At 33.2% G+C, this 21323-nt stretch carries 21 protein-coding genes; 9 read left to right on the plus strand and 12 right to left on the minus strand.

All coding sequences use genetic code 11. The annotated features are described in order from the left end of the window. Positions 1 to 154: 154 nt before the first annotated feature. Both DW006_RS00230 and pcrA read right to left on the minus strand, forming a co-directional pair. The gene (locus DW006_RS00230; RefSeq protein WP_022164518.1) at positions 155 to 391 is read right to left on the minus strand and encodes a hypothetical protein; all 237 of its coding nucleotides are present in this window, start codon (positions 389 to 391) and stop codon (positions 155 to 157) included. Positions 392 to 459: 68 nt separating this feature from the next. After that, complete coding sequence (gene pcrA, locus DW006_RS00235) at positions 460 to 2781, minus strand: DNA helicase PcrA (RefSeq protein WP_117998321.1); 2322 nt, start codon at positions 2779 to 2781, stop codon at positions 460 to 462. 369 nt (positions 2782 to 3150) lie between these two features. On the opposite strand from pcrA, the gene DW006_RS00240 reads away from it, so the two are divergent. Further along, positions 3151 to 3732: a DUF1836 domain-containing protein gene (locus DW006_RS00240; protein WP_117998325.1), complete on the plus strand. Its 582-nt coding sequence runs from the start codon at positions 3151 to 3153 to the stop codon at positions 3730 to 3732. A 180-nt stretch (positions 3733 to 3912) separates the two neighbouring features. Here the strand turns inward: DW006_RS00240 and DW006_RS00245 are convergent, their stop codons facing one another. The 3 genes from DW006_RS00245 to DW006_RS00255 form a co-directional block, all read right to left on the minus strand. Continuing rightward, positions 3913 to 4224: a YerC/YecD family TrpR-related protein gene (locus DW006_RS00245; protein WP_117998328.1), complete on the minus strand. Its 312-nt coding sequence runs from the start codon at positions 4222 to 4224 to the stop codon at positions 3913 to 3915. Positions 4225 to 4453: 229 nt separating this feature from the next. Next, a complete protein-coding gene (gene hslO, locus DW006_RS00250; RefSeq protein WP_117998718.1) occupies positions 4454 to 5329 on the minus strand; it encodes an Hsp33 family molecular chaperone HslO in 876 nt (291 codons plus the stop codon). A gap of 26 nt (positions 5330 to 5355) precedes the next feature. Beyond that, entirely contained in the window at positions 5356 to 6093 is a 738-nt protein-coding gene (locus tag DW006_RS00255) for a class I SAM-dependent methyltransferase (protein WP_117998332.1), read from the minus strand. A gap of 169 nt (positions 6094 to 6262) precedes the next feature. On the opposite strand from DW006_RS00255, the gene DW006_RS00260 reads away from it, so the two are divergent. Then, on the plus strand, positions 6263 to 7231 hold the full coding sequence (locus DW006_RS00260) for a hypothetical protein (RefSeq protein ID WP_117998335.1): 969 nt from the start codon (positions 6263 to 6265) through the stop codon (positions 7229 to 7231). Positions 7232 to 7378: 147 nt separating this feature from the next. Here the strand turns inward: DW006_RS00260 and DW006_RS00265 are convergent, their stop codons facing one another. Further along, positions 7379 to 7888 carry an SEC-C metal-binding domain-containing protein gene (locus DW006_RS00265; RefSeq protein ID WP_117998338.1) on the minus strand — a complete coding sequence of 170 codons (510 nt, stop codon included), beginning with the start codon at positions 7886 to 7888 and terminating at the stop codon, positions 7379 to 7381. A gap of 190 nt (positions 7889 to 8078) precedes the next feature. Here DW006_RS00265 and DW006_RS00270 point away from each other — a divergent pair, with 190 nt between their 5' ends. After that, positions 8079 to 8279, plus strand: coding sequence for a hypothetical protein (locus DW006_RS00270; protein WP_022165650.1), 201 nt, complete (start codon positions 8079 to 8081; stop codon positions 8277 to 8279). A 134-nt stretch (positions 8280 to 8413) separates the two neighbouring features. On the opposite strand, the gene DW006_RS00275 is transcribed toward DW006_RS00270, so the two are convergent. After that, a complete protein-coding gene (locus DW006_RS00275) occupies positions 8414 to 9688 on the minus strand; it encodes an adenylosuccinate synthase (RefSeq protein ID WP_117998341.1) in 1275 nt (424 codons plus the stop codon). Positions 9689 to 9902: 214 nt separating this feature from the next. Then, positions 9903 to 10718 carry a MerR family transcriptional regulator gene (locus tag DW006_RS00280; RefSeq protein WP_022165893.1) on the minus strand — a complete coding sequence of 272 codons (816 nt, stop codon included), beginning with the start codon at positions 10716 to 10718 and terminating at the stop codon, positions 9903 to 9905. 302 nt (positions 10719 to 11020) lie between these two features. Here DW006_RS00280 and DW006_RS00285 point away from each other — a divergent pair, with 302 nt between their 5' ends. The 4 genes from DW006_RS00285 (at position 11021) to gltA (ending at position 15182) form a co-directional block, all read left to right on the plus strand. Then, the gene (locus DW006_RS00285) at positions 11021 to 11914 is read left to right on the plus strand and encodes a cation transporter (RefSeq protein ID WP_117998345.1); all 894 of its coding nucleotides are present in this window, start codon (positions 11021 to 11023) and stop codon (positions 11912 to 11914) included. Between the two features lie 134 nt (positions 11915 to 12048). Next, positions 12049 to 12435, plus strand: a complete 387-nt coding sequence (locus DW006_RS00290) for a hypothetical protein (protein WP_117998349.1) — start codon at positions 12049 to 12051, stop codon at positions 12433 to 12435. A 510-nt stretch (positions 12436 to 12945) separates the two neighbouring features. Next, the gene (locus DW006_RS00295) at positions 12946 to 13797 is read left to right on the plus strand and encodes a sulfide/dihydroorotate dehydrogenase-like FAD/NAD-binding protein (RefSeq protein ID WP_022165896.1); all 852 of its coding nucleotides are present in this window, start codon (positions 12946 to 12948) and stop codon (positions 13795 to 13797) included. Beyond that, positions 13797 to 15182 carry an NADPH-dependent glutamate synthase gene (gene gltA / locus DW006_RS00300; RefSeq protein ID WP_117998353.1) on the plus strand — a complete coding sequence of 462 codons (1386 nt, stop codon included), beginning with the start codon at positions 13797 to 13799 and terminating at the stop codon, positions 15180 to 15182. Before DW006_RS00295 ends, gltA begins: the two co-directional genes overlap by 1 nt. 49 nt (positions 15183 to 15231) lie before the next feature. Here gltA and DW006_RS11990 read toward each other — a convergent pair whose 3' ends face one another. After that, a complete protein-coding gene (locus DW006_RS11990; RefSeq protein ID WP_158561022.1) occupies positions 15232 to 15396 on the minus strand; it encodes a hypothetical protein in 165 nt (54 codons plus the stop codon). A 188-nt stretch (positions 15397 to 15584) separates the two neighbouring features. Here DW006_RS11990 and DW006_RS00305 point away from each other — a divergent pair, with 188 nt between their 5' ends. Both DW006_RS00305 and DW006_RS00310 read left to right on the plus strand, forming a co-directional pair. Next, positions 15585 to 15965 carry a transcriptional repressor gene (locus DW006_RS00305; RefSeq protein ID WP_117998356.1) on the plus strand — a complete coding sequence of 127 codons (381 nt, stop codon included), beginning with the start codon at positions 15585 to 15587 and terminating at the stop codon, positions 15963 to 15965. A gap of 56 nt (positions 15966 to 16021) precedes the next feature. Next, complete coding sequence (locus tag DW006_RS00310; protein WP_117998361.1) at positions 16022 to 16567, plus strand: NADH peroxidase; 546 nt, start codon at positions 16022 to 16024, stop codon at positions 16565 to 16567. Positions 16568 to 16891: 324 nt separating this feature from the next. On the opposite strand, the gene DW006_RS00315 is transcribed toward DW006_RS00310, so the two are convergent. The 3 genes from DW006_RS00315 to DW006_RS00325 all read right to left on the minus strand — a co-directional run bounded on the left by DW006_RS00315 (position 16892) and on the right by DW006_RS00325 (position 21322). Then, positions 16892 to 17875 carry an Rpn family recombination-promoting nuclease/putative transposase gene (locus DW006_RS00315; protein ID WP_117998365.1) on the minus strand — a complete coding sequence of 328 codons (984 nt, stop codon included), beginning with the start codon at positions 17873 to 17875 and terminating at the stop codon, positions 16892 to 16894. A 220-nt stretch (positions 17876 to 18095) separates the two neighbouring features. Beyond that, positions 18096 to 18665 (minus strand): hypothetical protein, encoded by a 570-nt coding sequence (locus tag DW006_RS00320; RefSeq protein ID WP_147337621.1) that lies wholly within the window; start codon positions 18663 to 18665, stop codon positions 18096 to 18098. Between the two features lie 272 nt (positions 18666 to 18937). Beyond that, positions 18938 to 21322 (minus strand): AAA family ATPase, encoded by a 2385-nt coding sequence (locus DW006_RS00325; protein WP_117998371.1) that lies wholly within the window; start codon positions 21320 to 21322, stop codon positions 18938 to 18940. Position 21323 lies beyond the last annotated feature (1 nt).

Below are 21323 nucleotides of genomic sequence, written 5' to 3' on the forward strand. Positions count from 1 at the left end.
CCAAAATAGAATTTTAACTTAATCCTTTATTTTTACAAAGAAAGAGTTTCAAAATGATACTTTCAAATAAAAAATCTATAATAAAAATTTTTCCATAAGAAACATACCAATATTGAAACTCTTTCATAAAGATTAACTATTCAAAGAAAAACGATTAATCTTCAAAATCATCTTCATCTTCTTCATCTTCATCAAATAAATCATCAAAGTCATCTTCGAAATCATCATAATAATCTTTGTTAATTAATCTATAAATTCCATAAGCTGCACCTGCTACTGCTGCAATTGCTGCGATAACACCAAGAACAACTGCTACGATTTTGCAAGTTTCCTTCTTCTCATCTTTTCCAATGAGTTTTCCGATTTTTACACCCTTCATTAATTCGTCCATATTATTCACCTCTTTTTGTTTAATTTCGTTTTTAATAGTAATATTATATCATCAATCATGGTCTTTTACTACACTTTTTTAAGTTTAGCAAATGATGCCATCATAACCTTTTGACCTACTAAATCAAAATTAACTGTTACCTGATAATCTCTTGGTCCATCCTCAATTCCAAGCACTGTTCCTTCACCAAACTTCATGTGCTTCACTCTATCTCCCACATGATAATCTATGTCAGCTTTGGTTACTACAAACTCTTTTCCAAAGCTAGGTTTGCTACTTGGTTTACCATAAGCAGGCTTCTTGGACATAGCTCGATATGAGTTATCTTTCCAATCACTTCCATATCTCTTAGAACTTCCCATATAACCACCGCCATGACTTAGTGAACCTTCATAACCGCCAAAGCCACTAAATGAAGGTTGCTTCTTCTCAACACCTGCTGCTCTTGTATCTGTCACATTCTTGCTATTAACAATCATTGGCGGAATTTCCTTAACGAATCTTGATACAATATTATATTGCATTTCTCCACGAACCATACGCTTCTTTGCGTAACTAATTGTCAAATGTTTCATGGCTCTTGTTATTGCCACATAGCAAAGTCGTCTCTCTTCTTCTAATTCCTGTGCATCATCAGCCATAATGCTCATATAGCCTGGGAACAGACCATCTTCCATGCCACATAAAAATACATACGGAAATTCCAATCCCTTTGCACTGTGAACTGTCATTAACACAACATAGCTACTGTCTTCATCAAGGTTATCGATTTCCGCCACTAAAGCAACTTCTTCCAAAAATTCTGATAAAACAGGCTCATCAGTATTTTCTTCATATTCAATAATTTTATTAATTAATTCTTCAATATTTTCAATTCTGCCATTTGCCTCGTCAGTATTTTCAGCAACCAAATCACCCATATAGCCTGTGTCTGTCAAGATTGCATTTACTAATTTTAGAATATCATTCTCGTATTCTTCTGTCTTATAACCTTCAATTAAATTAGTAAATCCTTTAATTTTCGAAACTGCTCTTGAAAGTCCCGGAATATTCTCAACTTCTAAAAAAGCATCATACAAATCCATTCCGTATGCTCTTGCGTAATCCTTCACACGCTCAACAGTTGTTGCACCTATTCCTCTTTTTGGAACATTTATTATTCGCTCTACTGCAATATCATCTGTTGGATTACTTATAATCCTTAAATATGCAATAATATCCTTAATTTCTTTTCGCTGATAGAAATTCTGACCACCAATAATCTTATAAGGAATGTTCTTCATCATTAATTTTTCTTCCAAAGCTCTTGACTGTGCATTAGTTCTGTACAAAATTGCATAATCATTATAATCTGCTTTTCCGTAATCTACTTTTTCCTTTATCTCACTTGCAACCATTTCTGCTTCAGCATAACCGTCTTCTGCCTGATATAAATCAATCTTATCTCCCTGCTCATTGTCACTCCAAAGAGTCTTGTCTTTTCTTCCGGCATTGTTGTGTATAACCGAATTGGCAGCTTCTAATATGTTCTTTGTAGAACGGTAATTCTGTTCCAGTTTGACCACCCTTGCATTTGGAAAATACTTTTCAAACTGCAAAATATTTGTAATATCAGCCCCTCTGAATTTGTAAATAGACTGGTCATCATCACCAACTACACATAAATTCTGATTCTTAGAAGCCAACTGTTTAATAAACGCAAACTGTGCTGCATTAGTATCCTGATACTCGTCCACCATAATATACTGAAGTCGGTTCTGATACCCTTCCAAAACTTCCGGACACTTGTTAAACAACTGCACTGTTTTCATTATTAAATCATCAAAATCCAACGCATTATTTTTCTTCAAGGCTTCCTGATATTCATCATAAATCTTAGAAATATTCACCATCTTGAAATCATTTCTTGCCATTGCCGCCACATCACCTGTGGTAATAAGCTTGTTTTTAAAATCAGATATCTTTCCAAGCATAGCATTTTCTTTGTAAATCTTTGTGTTAAGGTTAAGTTCCTTAATAATATTCTTAATTAATCGTTTCTGATCATCTGTATCATAAATTGTAAAATCTGTGCTATAACCAATTCTATCTATATATCTTCTAAGAATTCTCACACAGGCTGAATGGAAAGTGCTAACCCAAACCTGCTCAGCACCAAAACCAACAATCTTATTTACCCTACTTCTCATTTCCGCTGCCGCCTTGTTGGTAAATGTAATTGCCATAATGTTGTATGGATTCACACTTTTTTCTTCTATTAAATATGCAATTCTATGAGTAAGAACTCTTGTTTTTCCTGAGCCTGCACCAGCCAGAATCAACAACGGTCCATCTGTGTGAAAAGTTGCCATCTGCTGCATGTCATTTAAAGTATCATATATTTTGTTCATTTATAAACCTCGTCATATAAAAATCAAACAAATGTTTGTCTCTCTATTCTAACATAATCCTAATAATAAATAAATTCATTTTTTACAATTTAAATTCTTTCTTTTTGTTTTTTTCTCTAATCATATCCCCTAATTATTTCCCATTTTTCTCTAATTATTTTATTTAATCAAATTATATAATTTCACATAACCCTTTTTTGTACCATCTCTCCATATTTTGAAAAGCATATTAATACATATTTTTTTACTTTATGCATTATTTTTATACTTTTTTCACATCTTGTATTTATTTTTTGCATGATGAGTTTTATTTTTTGTATCTTGTAGTTTTCATTACTAGGTATTATACTATAGAGAGGAGGAGATGTTATGCATTCAGAAGATTTTATTAAAAAGATACTAGATGATATAGACACCTTTAATATTGATGATATTCCAAACATTGATTTATATATGGATCAGGTAACTACCTATCTTAATGATAAATTTGCCAATACTAAAAGGCACGAAGATGACAAGCTTATGACTAAAACAATGATTAATAACTATGTCAAGAGTCGTCTGCTTCCATCACCTGAAAAGAAAAAATACACTAAGGACCATATGATGGTTCTCGTTATGATTTATTTTTTCAAGAATATTATCTCCATCAATGATGTAAATAAACTTATTACCCCATTGCTGGATTCATATTTTCACAATGAGGAAATTCCTCTTGAAAATATAATAAATACTTTTTTAACTTTTGCGAAACAGTGTAATTTAACTGACACTATTTTAACTGAATATAATGAATGTCGTGAAATTTTCAAAGACGCAGATGTTAAGGACAAAGAATATCTTGAGACAATGGGCTTGATTACAATGTTAAGTTACGATACTTTTGTTAGAAAAATTGTTATTGAAAAACTAATCGACTCATTACCTGATACAGAAAATACTGAAAAATAATACAAACGCAACAATCCCGTAAACATACATTTCACCTGTACGTTTACGGGATTATTTTTTAATAAAGAACGTTGCTTTCCATATTATATAATATACAAAATGCATTGCCACGCATACTCTTTATTCTACACAGCAAACATGCCATCACGCATATGCTTTATTTTACATTTCAACATTTGCCTAATTGTTTTTATTTTCAGCTTCTTTTTCATGTACACGTTCAAGAACCAAATCATATCCATCGTTTCCATAATTAAGTGAGCGATTAACTCGGCTAATAGTTGCTGTTGATGCTCCTGTAGCATTTGAAATATCAAGATATGTTTGTCCTTCTCTTAATAATTTTGCTACTTCATATCGCTGTGATATTGATAGTAATTCATTAATTGTACACACGTCTTCAAAAAAAGTATAACACTCTTCCTTATCTTTTAAGGTAAGTATAGCTTCAAATAAATGATCTACTTCCGTTCTTCTAATATTCTTACTCATAATATACCTCTCAATTGTCAGGTTTCTTTACTTTTAGATTTTAGCACTCTAAAGTTTGAAAGTCCAGTATATATTGTTATTTTGTTGCAAGTATTTTGCTGCAAGTCCAAACTTAAAATTTGAAATTAACTCTTCAAATTTCACGGTAGAATTTTATTTTACTATCTACTGCCTATCACCCAAACTATTGAATCACATAAATTACCTAAACTGTATTTAGTCACCTAAATTATCTGAACTGTTTTCTCAAAGTCTGTAATTCTTCAACACTAAACTTGTATGTTGTGTTGCAGAAGTCGCATTTGACTTCAATTTCCTTACCGTCATTAATAATTTCATCCATATCTTTTTTGCTAATGCCTGCTAAAGCTTTTGCAATTTTTTCCTTACCGCAGTTACAAACAAAACCTGTCTCAATTTTATCTGTAAATTCAACATCCATGTCACCCATTACTTCTTTTAAAATATCCTCAGGTGTCATTCCTTTTTCAAGCATTTCTGTTACTGAACTAATGTTGTTTACTCTTTCTTCTAATTTATTTATTACTTCTTCATCAGCAAATGGCATAAGCTGGACAATAAACCCACCTGCCTGTTTTACTGTATTATCCTTTGACATTAAAACACCTAATCCTACAGCAGAAGGAACCTGTTCTGATGATGCAAAATAATATGTTAAATCTTCAGCTACCTCGCTTGTTCCCAAAGGCACCTGACTAACATATGGTTCTTTTAAACCCATGTCCTTAATTACTGTAAGTGTTCCGTATCCAATTGCTGCACCTACATCAAGTTTTCCTGCGTAATTTGCAGGAATAAGTACATTAGGATTTCCTACATAGCCTTTTACATTTCCTTTTGAATCAGCAGTAACTGTCACACCGTTAATTGGACCGTCACCTTTCATCATTAAAGTAAGCATGTCCTTTTCCCCCTTCATCATTACGCCCATCATTGCACCGCCTGTTAATAATCTGCCAAGTGCTGCTGTTGCAACTGGACTTGTATTGTGATGCTGTCTTGCTGTTTCAACCATTTCTCTTGATGTAATGGCAAATGCTCTAATCTGTTTATCTGCTGCTACTGCTCTAACTATATAATCCATTTTGTTGTTCCTTTCCTTATTCAACATTAATTTTTTCTAACTACCACGTACACTCTGTCATTTTCTTCAGTTCCTTCATTATCAGTAAAAGCTTCATATATTTTTTCTAATTTAAGTCCTAATTTTTCAACTGCTTTTTTCACTTCATTTAAAGTATACCCTCTTTGAAAATGCTCCTCTTCATATTTGTCATATCTGCCATCTTCAGCCCTAACAAATACTGACAAATAATATTCATTAATATTTGTCTCTTCATCAAAATAATTTTCCCAAATAAAACTGCTGTCTTCCCTGTCCTCAGCTATGGTTTTCTCACCAATATCAGAAAAATACTTCTTTGTTTTTAAATCAAAAACAAATACTCCGTTATCTTCTAAATACTCATTAACTCTCTCAAGAACTTTAGTAAAATCACCATAATCTGTAATATAGTTCATTGAATCACCAATGCTCACCATTGCAGGCACTGCATATGGAAGTTGAAGATTAGTTGCATCCTGTAAAACATACACGATTTCTTCCTCTTCCTTTTTACTTTCAGCAATTTCAAGCATTTCCTGGGAAAGATCTATTCCTATCATATTATAACCTTTTTCGTGAAACAGCATTGTACCCGTTCCTGTTCCACAACCTATTTCAACCAAAGTGCCGTCTTTTGCACCATATTTTGCTAATAACTTTGCTGCATAATCACACCATTGATGATAATCTACATTGTCCATAAATTCATCATAAACCTGTGCGAATCCACCGTATGCTTCCATTTTATTCTCTCCGATTTCCTTATATTTAATTTTTACAACATAGTGATTTTACCAACAATCACTGCTAAACGCAACCTTGATTAATGCCACCTGCTCATTTATACTATTTAAAGAATTAGGAATAATATTTATGTTACTATTTTCTTTAATTAATAATAGGAGAACTTCAATGACAGTTAGTATATATAATAAAATTAAAATATCCTCAAAAAAACAATTTGAAAAATACATTTTACTTTTAATTGCTTGCATTATTATTTTTTTAAATTGTCCATTTATATCTGTTTTTCACCCAACAGAAATAAACGACATAAGCACAGTAACTTCAAAAGACAAATATGTTAAAATTACCACATCAAATTTGCATTACACCGGTTATACCTTCGAGAAAATCGGTCACAAAAAATATGGCTATTACTACACCATAAAAAATAGCAAAAGTCTTTTTGTGCTTCTTCCGGTTGACTCAACTCCCAAAGAAACTTTAAGTAATTATTCTTTTAAGGGAAAAGTCACTAAACCGAACAGAACTTACAAAAAGATGCTCTCTATGTTAATTAAAGATTTAAACTGGAACGAAGCTTCAATGAATGATGTAAATAAAGATTTTTTCATTAGCAATGCAGACTATAATATTATTCCCTACATTATTTTATTTTGGCTTTTAATTTTTATTTTGCTTACTACTATATATAAGCTTATAAATTATGCCTTATATTTTGCAAAGCCTTATACTTACAACGTCTGTCCTTTTAAAAGTAAAGATGAACAGCGCTATTTAATTAAAAATGCCAATATTGAACTTAACAGCGACAATTACATTCAAATTAACAGTATGTATATAACAGAAAATTATCTTGTGGATTTAACCATTCCAAGAATTTATGTTATTCCACTTAACGATATAATTTGGTGTTATCGTGTGGGGAAATTTGCTTTTAATTCTAAAAAGACTGCCACTGAATTTTCACTTGTACTTACTTCTTTTGATGGAATTACAACAACACTCAGGCACAAAACCAGTGACGAAGCTTTGGAGCTTTTAAATACAATTCGTGCAACAGAAGCCAACATTATCATTGGTTTTTCTGACTCAAAAAAGCACGAAGTAAAACAAATTATTGCATCTAATAAATAAAAAAAGATAATCTAGTTTCGATATTTCAGTATTCTCTATAAATCAGACTTTTAGGTCCGGACTTTTGAAATCCTGTTCGAAATTAAATTATCTTTTTTATTAATTGTCTAATATAAATTTTGTACTCTTTTATCTAATAATCTTAAATTATCTTCCACAACAATGTTTATATTTCTTTCCTGAACCACATGGACAAGGATCATTTCTACCAATCTTCTTTTCCTTAACGATTGTTCCTGAACGTTTTTCTTCCTTGTATAATTCCTTCTGTCTTTCAGGTGTAATGATATCGTTCCATTCTTCTAATTCGTATAACCACTGTGCCTTAGCAGCTACCATGTTCTTATATAATAATTCAGGTTCATAATCTAATGAAACTTCTGTTGTTTCAGTAAGCTGGTCCATTGGATTTTCTTTTTTAAGGCTTTCGCTAATACCATCTAAAAATCCTACCATTGTAAGAACTTCCATGTCGTACTTCTTTGCAAGTTCTTCAACTGTGCCTGAAACTACTGTGCCATAATTTTTAAGAATATCCTTATATACTTCCTTTTCCTGTAAAAAATATGCATTCCAGAAATCGTTGTACTGCTGCTGAGTCTGTTCCTGATTGTATGCTATTTCTCTCCATGTTTCTAATAAATACTTATCTGCCATTTTTTCCTCCAAAAGTAATTATTTTAGTTTATCCTCTGATAGACATTCAACTTATTAGATTATACTTATTTAAAACAATAATTGCAATATATTATTGGTCTGTTATAATCTTTTATGTTGAATAATTTTAATATAAGCTTCTATTTTTTAGGCTTATATTGTAGTAGAAAGGATTCGTTAGGTACATAATATGGAAAAATTAAAAAGAATCATGGCACTGCTTGGTGTTATTGTCGTCGTTGTATGTGCATTACTTACTTTAGTGTTTGCATTGTTGGGATATAGTACACTTTGGAAAGCTTCAGCCTATTGTATGGTTGTAATTCCAGTGATTATTTATGTTATGATGTGGCTTGCAAAGCTTTTAGAAAATCGTGGAAACAAAAGATAGGCATTGAGCCTCTGTACTCATAGACCTTCGGTCTATGACCTCACTGGCTTTCGCCACATCAAATAAAAAACACAGCCGAAAAATTGTGCAAGCACATTTTTCGGCTGTGTTTTTTATTTGGCGAGGCTCAATGCCTATCTGTATATGATTTCATGTCTGCCTGGTCCGTTACTTACCATTGTGATTGGAACTCCGAGTTCTTTTTCGATGAACTCGATATATTTACGGCAATTCTCAGGTAATTTGTCATATTCTGTTATTCCACGTATATCTTCTTTCCATCCTGGAAGTGTTTCGTATACTGGTTTTGCTTTCTTTAACTGTGACGTTACTGGGAAGTCTTTTGTTACTTCTCCGTCGATTTCGTATCCTACACATACTGGGATTTCATCTAAGTAACCTAATACGTCAAGAACTGTAAGTGCTACTTCTGTTGCGCCCTGCATTCTTACACCGTATCTTGAAGCTACTGCGTCAAACCATCCCATTCTACGTGGACGACCTGTTGTGGCACCGAATTCGCCACCGTCACCACCACGACGTCTTAATTCGTCTGCTTCTTTACCAAAAATCTCACTTACGAATTCTCCACCACCTACTGCTGAAGAGTAAGCTTTTACTACTGTAATAATATCTTTGATTTCATAACATGGGATACCTGCACCAATTGCACCATAAGATGCAAGTGTTGATGATGATGTTACCATTGGGTAAATACCAAAATCAGGATCCTTTAATGTTCCAAGCTGTCCTTCTAAAAGAATTGTCTTTCCTTCTTTGATAGCGTTGTTTAAGAATAATGAAACATCTGCTACATAAGGTTTTACAATATCTCTGTATTCATGTAATGTTTCTAATAATTCATCAGGATCGATAAGTGGCTTGTGATACATGTGTTCAAGAAGAATATTCTTCTGTTCTGCAATTCTTACTACTTTTTCTTTTAATGTATCTTCGTCAAATAATTCTGATACCTGGAATCCAATCTTTGCATATTTATCTGAATAAAAAGGAGCGATACCTGACTTAGTTGAGCCGAAAGCTTTTCCTCCAAGTCTTTCTTCTTCGTATGCATCAAAATCAATGTGATATGGCATAAGAATCTGTGCTCTATCTGAAACTAAAATATGTGGCTTTGGCACTCCCTGTGAAACGATATCATCAATTTCCCTCTGAAGATATGGAATATTAAGTGCTACACCGTTTCCAATAACACATGTTGTATGCTGATAAAATACTCCTGATGGAAGTAAATGTAATGCAAACTTTCCATATTCATTTATTATAGTGTGTCCTGCGTTACTACCACCCTGGAATCTAACGATGATATCTGACTTTTCGCCAAGCATATCTGTAATCTTACCTTTTCCTTCGTCACCCCAGTTGGCACCAACAATCGCTCTAACCATTTGGTTTCCTCCTACTTTGTGTTGTTCGTTAATAATTATCTTTCGCTGCTTACTAGCAGACCACTAAACATTATACTATCTAGCCGAAAAAAATGCTAGTGCATTTTAAATATAATCCCTATTTTCAAAATTAAAATTTTAAATTTCACTCTCCACCTCACAGTATAATTTACTTTTACATAAATCCTATTTAATTCACACTCTATTTAAACCTTTATTTAATAGGAAGCTGAATTTCCGTTAAACATTCATCATCTATTGATGTTTCATAATCATCAATATGACAAAATTCTATAGGATCACCTACTATTTTCATATGATGCTCTTTTGCAAAAGTTATTAATTTGTCTACAGCAATTTTTGTTCTGGTGGAAGGTCCCTTATAAAATATTGACAAATATTTTCCTGCCGGCAGAGAATAATTACTATTGTAAAGCAATGTATCTGAATAAAAAAATACGCCTTTGGTTTCAAAGGAATTACCATCATCACTTACTTTTGACGTATCTAACACGTAGCAATCACATGCACCAATTGTGTCAACTTTGTTTTTGTGAGACTGCATGTATTTTACAAGATAGTAATCCACATCATCATCGTCAAGATTTGACTCGCTTATCATTACGCAATGGCGTTCATCAAATTCTTTTACCCTTATATTGCCTAAGTCTGTATGGTTTATATTTTCTTCTAACGATTTTATTCTCGCCTCAATACTTACCTTCTTTTCAAATAACTCAACAATACTTTTATTTACTATATTAAGTTCCTCTGATAAAAGCATTTTGGTTGTTTCCACATTTTGGTTCTTATCAAATTCCTTAATTCTGTCTGTGGAAAAACTAAGTCCCAACAGTTCTCTTATCATTGTAAGTTGCCGGATATCCGATAAAGTATATACTCTGTAGTTGTTTTCCTGATTTCTGGTTGGTTCCAAAATTCCAATTTTTTCATAATATCTGATTGAATCAGCGCTTACGTTAAAAAGTCTTGATACTTCCCCAATGTTAAAAGTCTTCTTTCTCTTCATATTTATCCTTTTCCAAATTTGCTTCTATATCTGTTGTTTTAATAAAAATTCTTCTTATAACATTTTCCAGCACTCTTTTTTATGACTGCTCTCTAACATTAGTATAATACCAATGTTTTTATGAAATTATAATCATATTTTCTTTTATTTAGCACTTTAATATAACAATTATATGTGTTGACATTTGTATTATACCAGACTTTATTATATTTATGAATTAAATTTGCATAAACATAATTATTTGTGTAATCGTAATTATTTATATAAAGTAGTTATTTATTGAGAAAGGATTTTAACTTATCATGCATGATAAAAAATATAAAATGGAAAACAAAATTTTGAAACTATCACTTACAGGAACAATTATTTTTACTGTAGTAGAAGTAATCGCTGCAGTTTTACTGGGTTCAAAAACCGTTATAGCTGATGGCATTTTCGACTTGTTTGATTTAATGCTTCTGCTACCAATGTTCATTCTTGTTCCATTTTTGTACAAGCCTGTTTCCGAAAACAAGCCTTACGGATTTTCTCAGATAGAATCTCTACTTGTTCTTTTAAAATACACTGTACTATTAGTTGTGGTTATTAACATGATTGTTTCAAACATAAAGATTTTATTAAACGGCGGGCATACTGTAGACGCTTTCAGTGTTTTAATGTATGAATCAACTCTTTGCTTTTTCTGTATTTTAATGCTTCTATTATTAAAGCACCTAAGCCGAAGCTATTCCTCACTTATGATTCAGTCGGAATTATATTTATGGAAGGTAGATGTTGTAAGTACACTTGGTATATCTGTTGCTTTTTTATTCCAGCTATTGCTTGCAAATACAGAACTGAAATTCATAATTCCATACATTGATTCTTCTGTAGCCATTGTGGTTTCACTGTTTTTATTAAAAGAACCTGTTGTTCAGATTTTTAAAACTTTAAGAGAACTTGTTCTGTTCTCACCTGAGAAAGAAATTATGGATGAAATTCGTATCGTTGTTAAAGAAGACATTAAAACTTATAATTATAGCTTAGACTTTCTTGACGTTACTCAGACCGGTCGAAAAACCTGGATTGAAGTATATGTGAAAAGTAAATCTGATATTATAAAAGTTAAAGATTTTAAAAATATTCAGGAACACATTACAAAAGATTTAGAAAATAAGTTTGACCAGATTTCCGTTGAAATAATTCCCGCAATATAATATTGCGTTCATTTAGAACTACTTTATTTAGAAGTGCCTAAAAAAATTAGTTTATTAAAAAAAGTATGGATTATTTTTAATTATAGTGTTATATTTGTTGTAATTTATTTAAACTTATCGGGAGGCGAGGTAATATGAAACAATACAATAGAAAAAATCTCATATGTTATCTTATTTGTATTAGTCTCGTTTTCTCATGGGTTACTTTCGGTATTTCAAATACCAGCGAATTATTTTCATCATCTTCCAAAGATGATTCTTATACTTTTCAGGTAATTAAAGATGCATTACCTGCAACAGTATCTACAAGAAGCGAGTCAGGAAGTTCAGCCTCACTTACACGTTTACGCAATGCAAACAATACCTTTTCAGGATTTGGCGGTATTTTTGCAGTTCTTTTAACTTCACCCTGCTACAATTTTTTTGTGGTATTACTTTCTCTAATACTGGTTAATACTGCAATTATATATAGTAGGACTACAATTCTAAATTATATTCACCAAAAGGATGGTAAGAAGTAATATGTACAGCCTTTTTGTAAGGTTTTATTTTGGTACAAAAAAATAAGGAGGTACATATTATGGAAACAGGTATTATCGTTGCAGTTATGGCTGTTATCGTTGTTGCTGCAGGAATTTATGCATGGTATATCTCAAGAGACTAATTTTTATACCTGGCATAATTTTATAGGTTGGATATTATGCCGGAATGTAAAGCTTTTTTCATATTATATATATGATTGTTAATGTAGTAAGCACAACAATCCAATTAAGATTAAAATGTCGGGGGGCCATCTTAATCTTTTAATGAAATACTCACTGGAATATTTGAGGTTTTTAAGTGTGGGGGGAGACTAAAAGACTTTCATATTCCTTTGGGTATTTTTTATTTCTGCTATTTTTTCTGCTATTTTTTGTTTATACTGATATTTTTTATAATTGCTATAATCACAGCGCTATGATATACTGTAGAGTGACTTTTTATGAGTTTGAGATTAAGTTTTTAAGAACATTAAATCGGGAGGAATACAAATGTACAAGATTGTCAAAAGACAGCAATTAAATGATACTGTTGTACGCTTAGATGTTCAGGCTCCTTTTATAGCTAAAAAGGCTAAAGCCGGACAGTTCATTATTTTCAGAATTGATGAACATGGTGAGCGTATTCCACTTACTATTGCTGATACAGATGCAGAAAAAGGAACTGTATCTATTATTTTTCAGATTGTTGGTCAATCAACAATGCTTTTATCACAGTTACAGGAAGGCGATGCTATTTTAGATTTTGTTGGTCCACTTGGTGCAGCAACAGAGTTTGGTGATGCAAAGAAAGTTTGCGTTATCGGTGGTGGTGTTGGTAATGCCATTGCTTATCCTTCTGCAAAAGCTTTATTTAACATGGGAGCTGACGTAGATGTTATCGCCGGATTTAGAAGCAAAGATATTGTTATTTTAGAAGATGAATTCAAGGCTGTATGTAACAGACTTTTCATTACTACAGATGATGGAACTTATGGAGAAAAAGGATTTGTAACCAACAAATTACAGGAATTAATCGATGCCGGTAATAACTACGATTTAGTTATTGCAATCGGACCAATTCCTATGATGAAGTTTGTTTCAAAGGTTACAGAACCATATAACATTAAGACATTAGTTTCACTTAACCCTATTATGATTGACGGAACAGGAATGTGCGGTGGTTGTCGTGTTACTGTTGGAGGCGAAATCAAGTTTGCCTGCGTTGACGGTCCTGATTTTGATGGTCACAAAGTTGATTACGATGAATTAATGCAGCGTAATTCTACTTATAGAGAATTTGAAGCTCACGATAAAGAACACTGCCGTATGTACAAGGCAGCTGATATGGGAGGTGCGAAATAATGCCTAATATGACTTTAACAAAGGTACCTATGCCTACACAGGAACCTAATGTAAGAAATAAAAACTTTGACGAGGTTGCTTTAGGATACACTGCTGAAATGGCTATGGAAGAAGCAACAAGATGTATTAACTGCAAGAATAAACCTTGTATGAGTGGTTGTCCTGTATGCGTTAGAATTCCTGAATTTATCGCACAGGTTGCTGCAGGTAATTTTGACGAAGCTTACAATATTATAACAAGTACAAATGGTCTTCCAGCTGTATGTGGTCGTGTTTGTCCACAGGAAAATCAGTGTGAAGGAAAGTGTATCCGTGGTATTAAAGGTGAACCTGTTGCCATTGGTCGTTTAGAAAGATTCGTTGCTGACTACCATATGGCTCACAGCAATGATGACGCCGTAAAACCTGAATCAAACGGTATTAAAGTAGCTGTTATCGGTGCAGGTCCTGCCGGACTTACATGTGCAGGCGACCTTGCAAAACTTGGTTATGAAGTTACTATTTTTGAAGCTTTCCACAAAGCCGGTGGTGTTTTAGTTTATGGTATACCGGAATTCAGACTTCCTAAAGATATTGTACAGAAGGAAGTTGATAACCTTACAAAACTTGGTGTTAAGGTTGAAACTAACATGGTAATCGGTCGTGTACTTTCAGTTGATGAAATTATGGAAATGGGATTTAAGGCAGTATTTATTGGCTCAGGTGCCGGTCTTCCATCATTCATGGGTATTGAAGGTGAAGCTTTAGTTGGTGTATATTCTGCAAATGAATATTTAACAAGAGCTAACCTTATGAAAGCTTACTTAGATGATTATGATACACCTGTAATTAAGAGTAAAAATGTTGCTGTAGTTGGTGGTGGTAATGTTGCCATGGACGCTGCAAGAACAGCTCTTAGACTTGGTGCTGAAAATGTATACATTGTATATCGTCGTGGTATGGAAGAACTTCCTGCACGTAACGAAGAAATCGAACATGCTGAAGAAGAAGGAATTATCTTTAAAACATTACATAACCCTGTAAAACTTAAAGGTGATGAAAACGGTCGTGTATGTAAGATGGAATGTGTTAAGATGGAACTTGGCGAAGCTGATGCTTCAGGTCGTCGTCGTCCTCTCGCCATTGAAGGAAGTAACTTCGATATTGATGTTGACACAGTTATCATGTCAATCGGTACAAGTCCAAACCCACTTCTTAGAACTACTACAGAAGGTTTGGAAGCAAACAAATGGGGTTGCTTAGTTGTTAATGAAGATACTTTAGAAACAACAAGAGACAACGTATTTGCCGGTGGTGATGCCGTAACAGGTGCTGCTACAGTAATCCTTGCAATGGGAGCCGGAAAACAGGCTGCTGCAAGCATCCACGAAAGATTAAGTAAATAATTTATTTTAAAACAACATTATTAAAAAAGGTTTCGGACTTTAACATATGTTAAAATTCGAAACCTTTTAAATTGAGTAATTCCCCTACACAATATTTTGCATAGGTGAATTTTTTTGCCGTATCTGCATTTACCCCCAAATTAATCTGTGGCACAAAAGTTACTACCATTGCTATAGTAAATACTACTGCAATCATTTTCTTCAATCCTTTCATAATAAAAGCCCCCTTTTATTAGATAACAATATTCAATTAAAACCGTTCAATCCTTATTAATTAAGTTATATATATAAAACGTTTTTAAAACAATAAACATATTCAATAAAAAAATATAAATAATTGTTGACAAATAGTTTTTTTCTGATAAAATGATAATAGTTACTATTATTGATAAGGAGAAAGACATGGTTAAGAAAAGTTTTCAACGAGAAGCCATCAGGCAAAATCTTTTATCCAGATACGACCATCCTACTGCTGATATGGTTTACAACAGCGTCAGGGAAGAACTTCCCAACATTAGTTTAGGAACAGTTTATCGTAATCTGAGATTTTTGGTTGACCAGGGAGATGCCCTTTCCCTGAAACTGGGTGATGGACGTGAACATTTTGACGGTCATGTTGAACCCCACTACCATTTTATTTGTAGTGAATGTGGTGCTGTGGAAGATATATTCATGGATGAATTAAACATCTGTGAACAGGCTTCCAAACATTGTTCCGGTGAAATTCACGGACACCGCACCTACTTTTATGGTTTATGCAATAATTGTAAGTCCAAACATTAATGGTATACCCATTTATATTAATATTATTAAAGTTTTATTTTTAGGAGGAAGAGAAAATGGCAAAATTTGTATGTTCAGTATGTGGTTATGTACACGAAGGAGATGAAGCACCAGAAAAGTGCCCAGTATGTGGTGTTCCTGCAGATAAGTTTAACAAGGTAGACGAAGGTGAAAAGACATGGGCTGCAGAACATGTAGTTGGTGTTGCACAGGGAGTAAGCGAAGATATTTTAGCTGACTTAAGAGCAAACTTTGAAGGAGAATGTTCAGAAGTTGGTATGTACCTTGCAATGGCTAGAGTGGCTCATAGAGAAGGATATCCTGAAATCGGATTATATTGGGAAAAAGCTGCTTACGAAGAAGCAGAACATGCTGCAAAATTTGCAGAATTACTTGGTGAAGTTGTAACAGACTCAACAAAGAAAAACCTTGAAATGCGTGTAGACGCAGAACACGGTGCAACAGCAGGAAAATTTGATCTTGCAAAACGTGCAAAAGCTGCAAACCTTGATGCAATCCATGACACAGTACATGAAATGGCAAGAGACGAAGCAAGACACGGCAAAGCATTTGAAGGATTACTAAAGAGATACTTTGGTTAATTACGAGCCGAGCAAATATTAAATAAAAGTAGTTGGAAGAGAATGCTTGCATACTCAGACAACTACTTTTTATTTTATATTTATTGGGCGACAGCCCACAGCGAGATGTAACGAAGTGGAATCGAGCTGGCTCGGCGTACACTGCTTGCAGGAATTATTGTCTTTTTCTATTTTTTAATGTTGTGACAATCTCCAGCGAAAAGCAGCGAAGCGGATTTGAGCTGGAGATTGCTCGTAATTTTAAGCTACAAACTGAGCAAATATAAAATAAGAGAGTCCTTATAAGAACCCTCTTATCAAAAAAACGACTATATGATAATAACTCTACTTGTAATATTTCTTCACTGCCTGAACAGCTTCATCTTTTGACAAATTAAATTTTTCTTCCACTTTCTTTTCAATTATATCTGTTGTTGCACCCAACTCTTTTGCAACTTCTATGAGTGCCTTTATACCTTCTTGTATACCTGCCTGCATTCCTTCCTCTATGCCCTGCTGCTTGCCCTCAAGAACCATGTCCTCTAATGCCTTACACATATTAACTTCCTCCTTATTTTTCTCATACTGCTTCATATCTATCTCTAGCTTTCCAAATGTTTTTATCATTCTAGCAGATTCAATGTCCATATGTAAATAATATTCATGATTGTTTTCCAAAATTTCTTTAACTTTTGCCACGCTGTCTGATGCATTGATAAACTCTAACACTTTTCCCAGTTCGGTTTTAAATTTTGAGAAGTCCTTTATGTCTTTTGGCTCTATTATATTGATGTGATAATCATTTACATATCTTAAAATATCCAGGTCTGTTTCTTTAAACATTTCATATAAACTTTTCGGTCCATCCCAGGCTTCATTGCCCCAATATAGCACCAATGTTATAACAGGTGTGATTTTATCACTCTTTGTTATTCCTGACAGATATTCTGCCGTGCTTAATTTATCTTTTTTCTTTTTGTGATCTTTTTCTATCCTGTTGACCTGCCCTGAATAATTCAATGCATCATAAAGCATGTTTCTTACAGGCATTGCATAATGAACCTCTGACTGATTCTCTATGCCTAAAAGAAAATATGTATAATGGTTGTCACTTTTTATTACACACTTTTTAATAATGTCTCTATACTTTTCAACAAAAGTGTTTTTATACTTCTCACTGTAGGGAAGGGCTATTTCGCTTATGCTTTCTTCTTTTAAGTTTTCTGACTTTATAACTTGCTTTCCATTGTATAAATAATAATTAAACACATCTGCAAACTTTTCATTATCTGACATGTACTTTTTTGCTAACACATCCTGTTTTCCCATACCATAACCTTTCTTTACTCATCTAATTATTTTCGCATTATTTTGTCACAAATTGTATAAGTATATATATGATATAGTATTCCTTTTATTTTGTCAACATATTATTCTATATTAGCATCATATTATATAAGTCGTTTATGTTTTTTGCAAAAAAAAATACCTGCCACATCTCTAATATGGCAGATATTTTAGATTATCTTTCTATTTAAAATATAAATTGTTATTCTGTTGTTTCATTTTTCTCATCACTATGTACATCTTGCTTTTTACCCATTTTAATGCACAATATCAAAGATGTTACAAATACCAATAACAATAATAACATTTGTATACTATGCATAACATTCATATTCCTAAATCCTGATAGCACTCCTATCAAACTCATAAATATAATATATACATCAATTACCATCTGTATATTTTTTAGTATATATCCTTTACTAGATTGATACATTTTGGTTAAAAAAGAAATTGGTATTATACAAAACAGAACTGATGAAAGAATTAATTGTACAGCAACGCTATAAATCAGTGTTCCCAAAATTTTGCTACCAGCTAATGTATCATATACTATAGAAAAAGCTTGTATCTCATTGACTAATCTAAAAAGTATTAATATTATTACCATAACTAAAGGTAAATATTTTTCTTTTCCAAGCTTACTTAATTGTCGTTTCCTGTTTATTTCCTTTTTAGAAGTATTTTGTGTTTCTACCGCTTTTGTAACACTTTCTTTGTCTATTGTCTTTCCGCAATGAGGACAAGTTGTTGCAAATTCAGAAACTGCCATATTACAATTCGGGCATTTGATCATCCTCTTCGTCCTCCATATTCTTTTCCTTTTTCTATTGTATTTTATTGATAAAACTATTTTAACATATGACATATACCGTTTTTTTCAACAACTGACCCCTTAGTACTTTTACACATTTTAGCAAGTGCATTTTTCTAAGATATATTGATATTTTTTTATAGGAATTTCTTATTCGCTATTTTTCATATTAGCTAACCTCCTTTTTTATTCTTATACTATACCTTTAAATACTTTGTTGTATTAACTTCCTACAATTCCACTATATTTCCTGAAAGCATATTTTTATATTTATTATCACAAGTTACAAAAATAACCTGGTTACCGGCATCAGCAAATTTCTGAACCAACTTACACGCTTGCTCTGTTCTGTTTTCATCCATCTCTGTAAATGGGTCGTCAAAAACTACAAGACCACCACCATCAGGGAATAAATGTTCAAGTATTGCCAGTCTAAAAGCAAGGGCAATCGTGTCTTTTGTACCCTCTGAGAGAATTTCATAAGTCATGTGATTATTACCACTTTGAATATTTACATCCATATTTTCATCCATAGACTTAAGATTAATTCTGCCATCAGTAATTACAGAAAGATACTCAGCGAACCTATCCTGAACATCAGACATTGTACTTTCGCCAGCCATATTCTCACGAGTCGCTTTAAGAACTGCTAAAATATGATTCCATCTTTCGCAGTCATCCTTAAGTTTCTGAAATTCTATTGTTGCATCATCAATCTGAGTTCTCAAATCCTCAGGTGCCACATCACCAAGCTCTTTTTCATGCCCACTGAGAGCTTCCTTTGCCTCTTCAATCTGGTTGGTAGCATCTTCAATATTGGAATTAAGTGTTTCTTTGTAAACTTTGGCATCTTCAATATCACGATACTTCTTTGGAATGTTTTCAACGTCACCCTGTTGCGAATCAATCTCTGCAAGTTTGGCTTCTGCTTCTTCAAGTTTTTTCTTCATGCAATCAACAGGTGCCTCGGCATCGTATTCTCCTTCTATGGAATTGCACTTCTGTTTTAACATTGCTTCATAAGAATCTATTGATTCAGAACCGCAAAGTTCCTTAATCTTCTTATCAAGTCCCTCCAGTTCTGAAGACTTTTCCTTATGATGTTCATAATCTTCATCAAGCTTATCAAGATCTATGCCTTCTATAAGATTATCATAATCTTTCTGAGCAACACTTAAATTATGATATGCTGCTGTATACTCCTCTCTCTTAGTTCTAAGTTCATCAAGGTCCTTTACTTTGCATTTTGAAAGAAGTGCTTCTCTTTCCTTATTATTCTCATCAAGCTGTCGCTTAACATCTTCCACATCTACGCCCTTTGCTGCAATTGTCATACTCATAACACCTGGAACTGTAATCTCTACAGTTTCATTAATATCAAATTCACCGGCAGAAATATCTACGTCCTTGCCTGTAGCAACTGATTTGACCTGAATGTCGGTGTTTCCAAGCTTCTTAATATTAGCTACAAGATTAAGATTAGAAAGCTGTGCTTGCAAACTGTTAATATCTGACTCAAGATCAACAAGCTTTTTATCATCTTCGGCAGTTATTTCTGTCTTCCCTTCGATTGCTTTTTTTGCCTCAACAAGACTATCTTTTGCTGCCTGGATTTCTTTATACTGCGAAATTATAGCCTGCGCCTTAGAGAGCGTCTTTAAATGTAAAGCTTCTTCATATTCTTTGAGAAGCTGTGGATATTCCTTTAAATCTGCAGAAATTTTGTTTCTCGCCTTTAAATACTCATCCTTAAGTTTCATATTACTATTATAAGTAGCAAGCGCTACTGCATAACGTTCATACTCGTCTTTTTCAGCCTGATAATTTTCCAGTTTTTCTTTAGCTTCATTGATTTTGTTATTGTCATTATCAATAGCTTTTTCTGCAAGTTCACTCTTCTGCAAAGCATACTCAAGTTCTGCTTTAGTATAATAAGCCTCCAGAATAGCTCCTACACCTTGAACCCATTTATTTTCAATTCCTCGTTTTTTATCAGGACCATCATTTACAAAATCCCAATGTCCACTAAGTGCATCAATCTTTTCCTGAATAATCTTTTCAATTTCTTCCGGAGCAATTCCTTCTGTTGATGACATTCCTCCGGACGCAATAATAGAAACCAAATCCTGTTTTACAAGTGCTTTTTTGTCTAGCTTGTTTAAAATGTGCTCAACCACATTTGCCTGACTTTTTTGAGATGCAAAAACCACATCATCATAAAGCCCCCTCTTGTAAACCAATTCACCATCAATTATCTCTCTAATCTTTTTCTCATTTGCAATAATTCCGTCGTTTGAAGACTCTAGTTCACACATCTCTGAAGCCCCCCACTTCTTCTGAAGGGTATACAGACCATCATCTGTAGCGAACACTAACGTTCCATCTACAACATCTCCCTTGGAATCAGAAGGCATAAATCTTGCAATGAAATCTTTGTCTTCTTTCTTACTCCTACTAAGCTTAGAGTCTCTATATAAAGTCTGATAAATAAGCTCAACCATGGTACTTTTACCGGTCTCATTATTACCAACCAATACATTTAGTCCGTCTTCAAATTCTACCTCTTTATTCTTAATACCTGCAAACTGTCTAGTTTTAACTGATTTAATATTCATA

Origin of the sequence: Eubacterium sp. AF36-5BH, assembly GCF_003460505.1 — a bacterium.
In the GTDB taxonomy this organism is placed as follows: Bacteria; Bacillota; Clostridia; order Lachnospirales; family Lachnospiraceae; genus Eubacterium_G.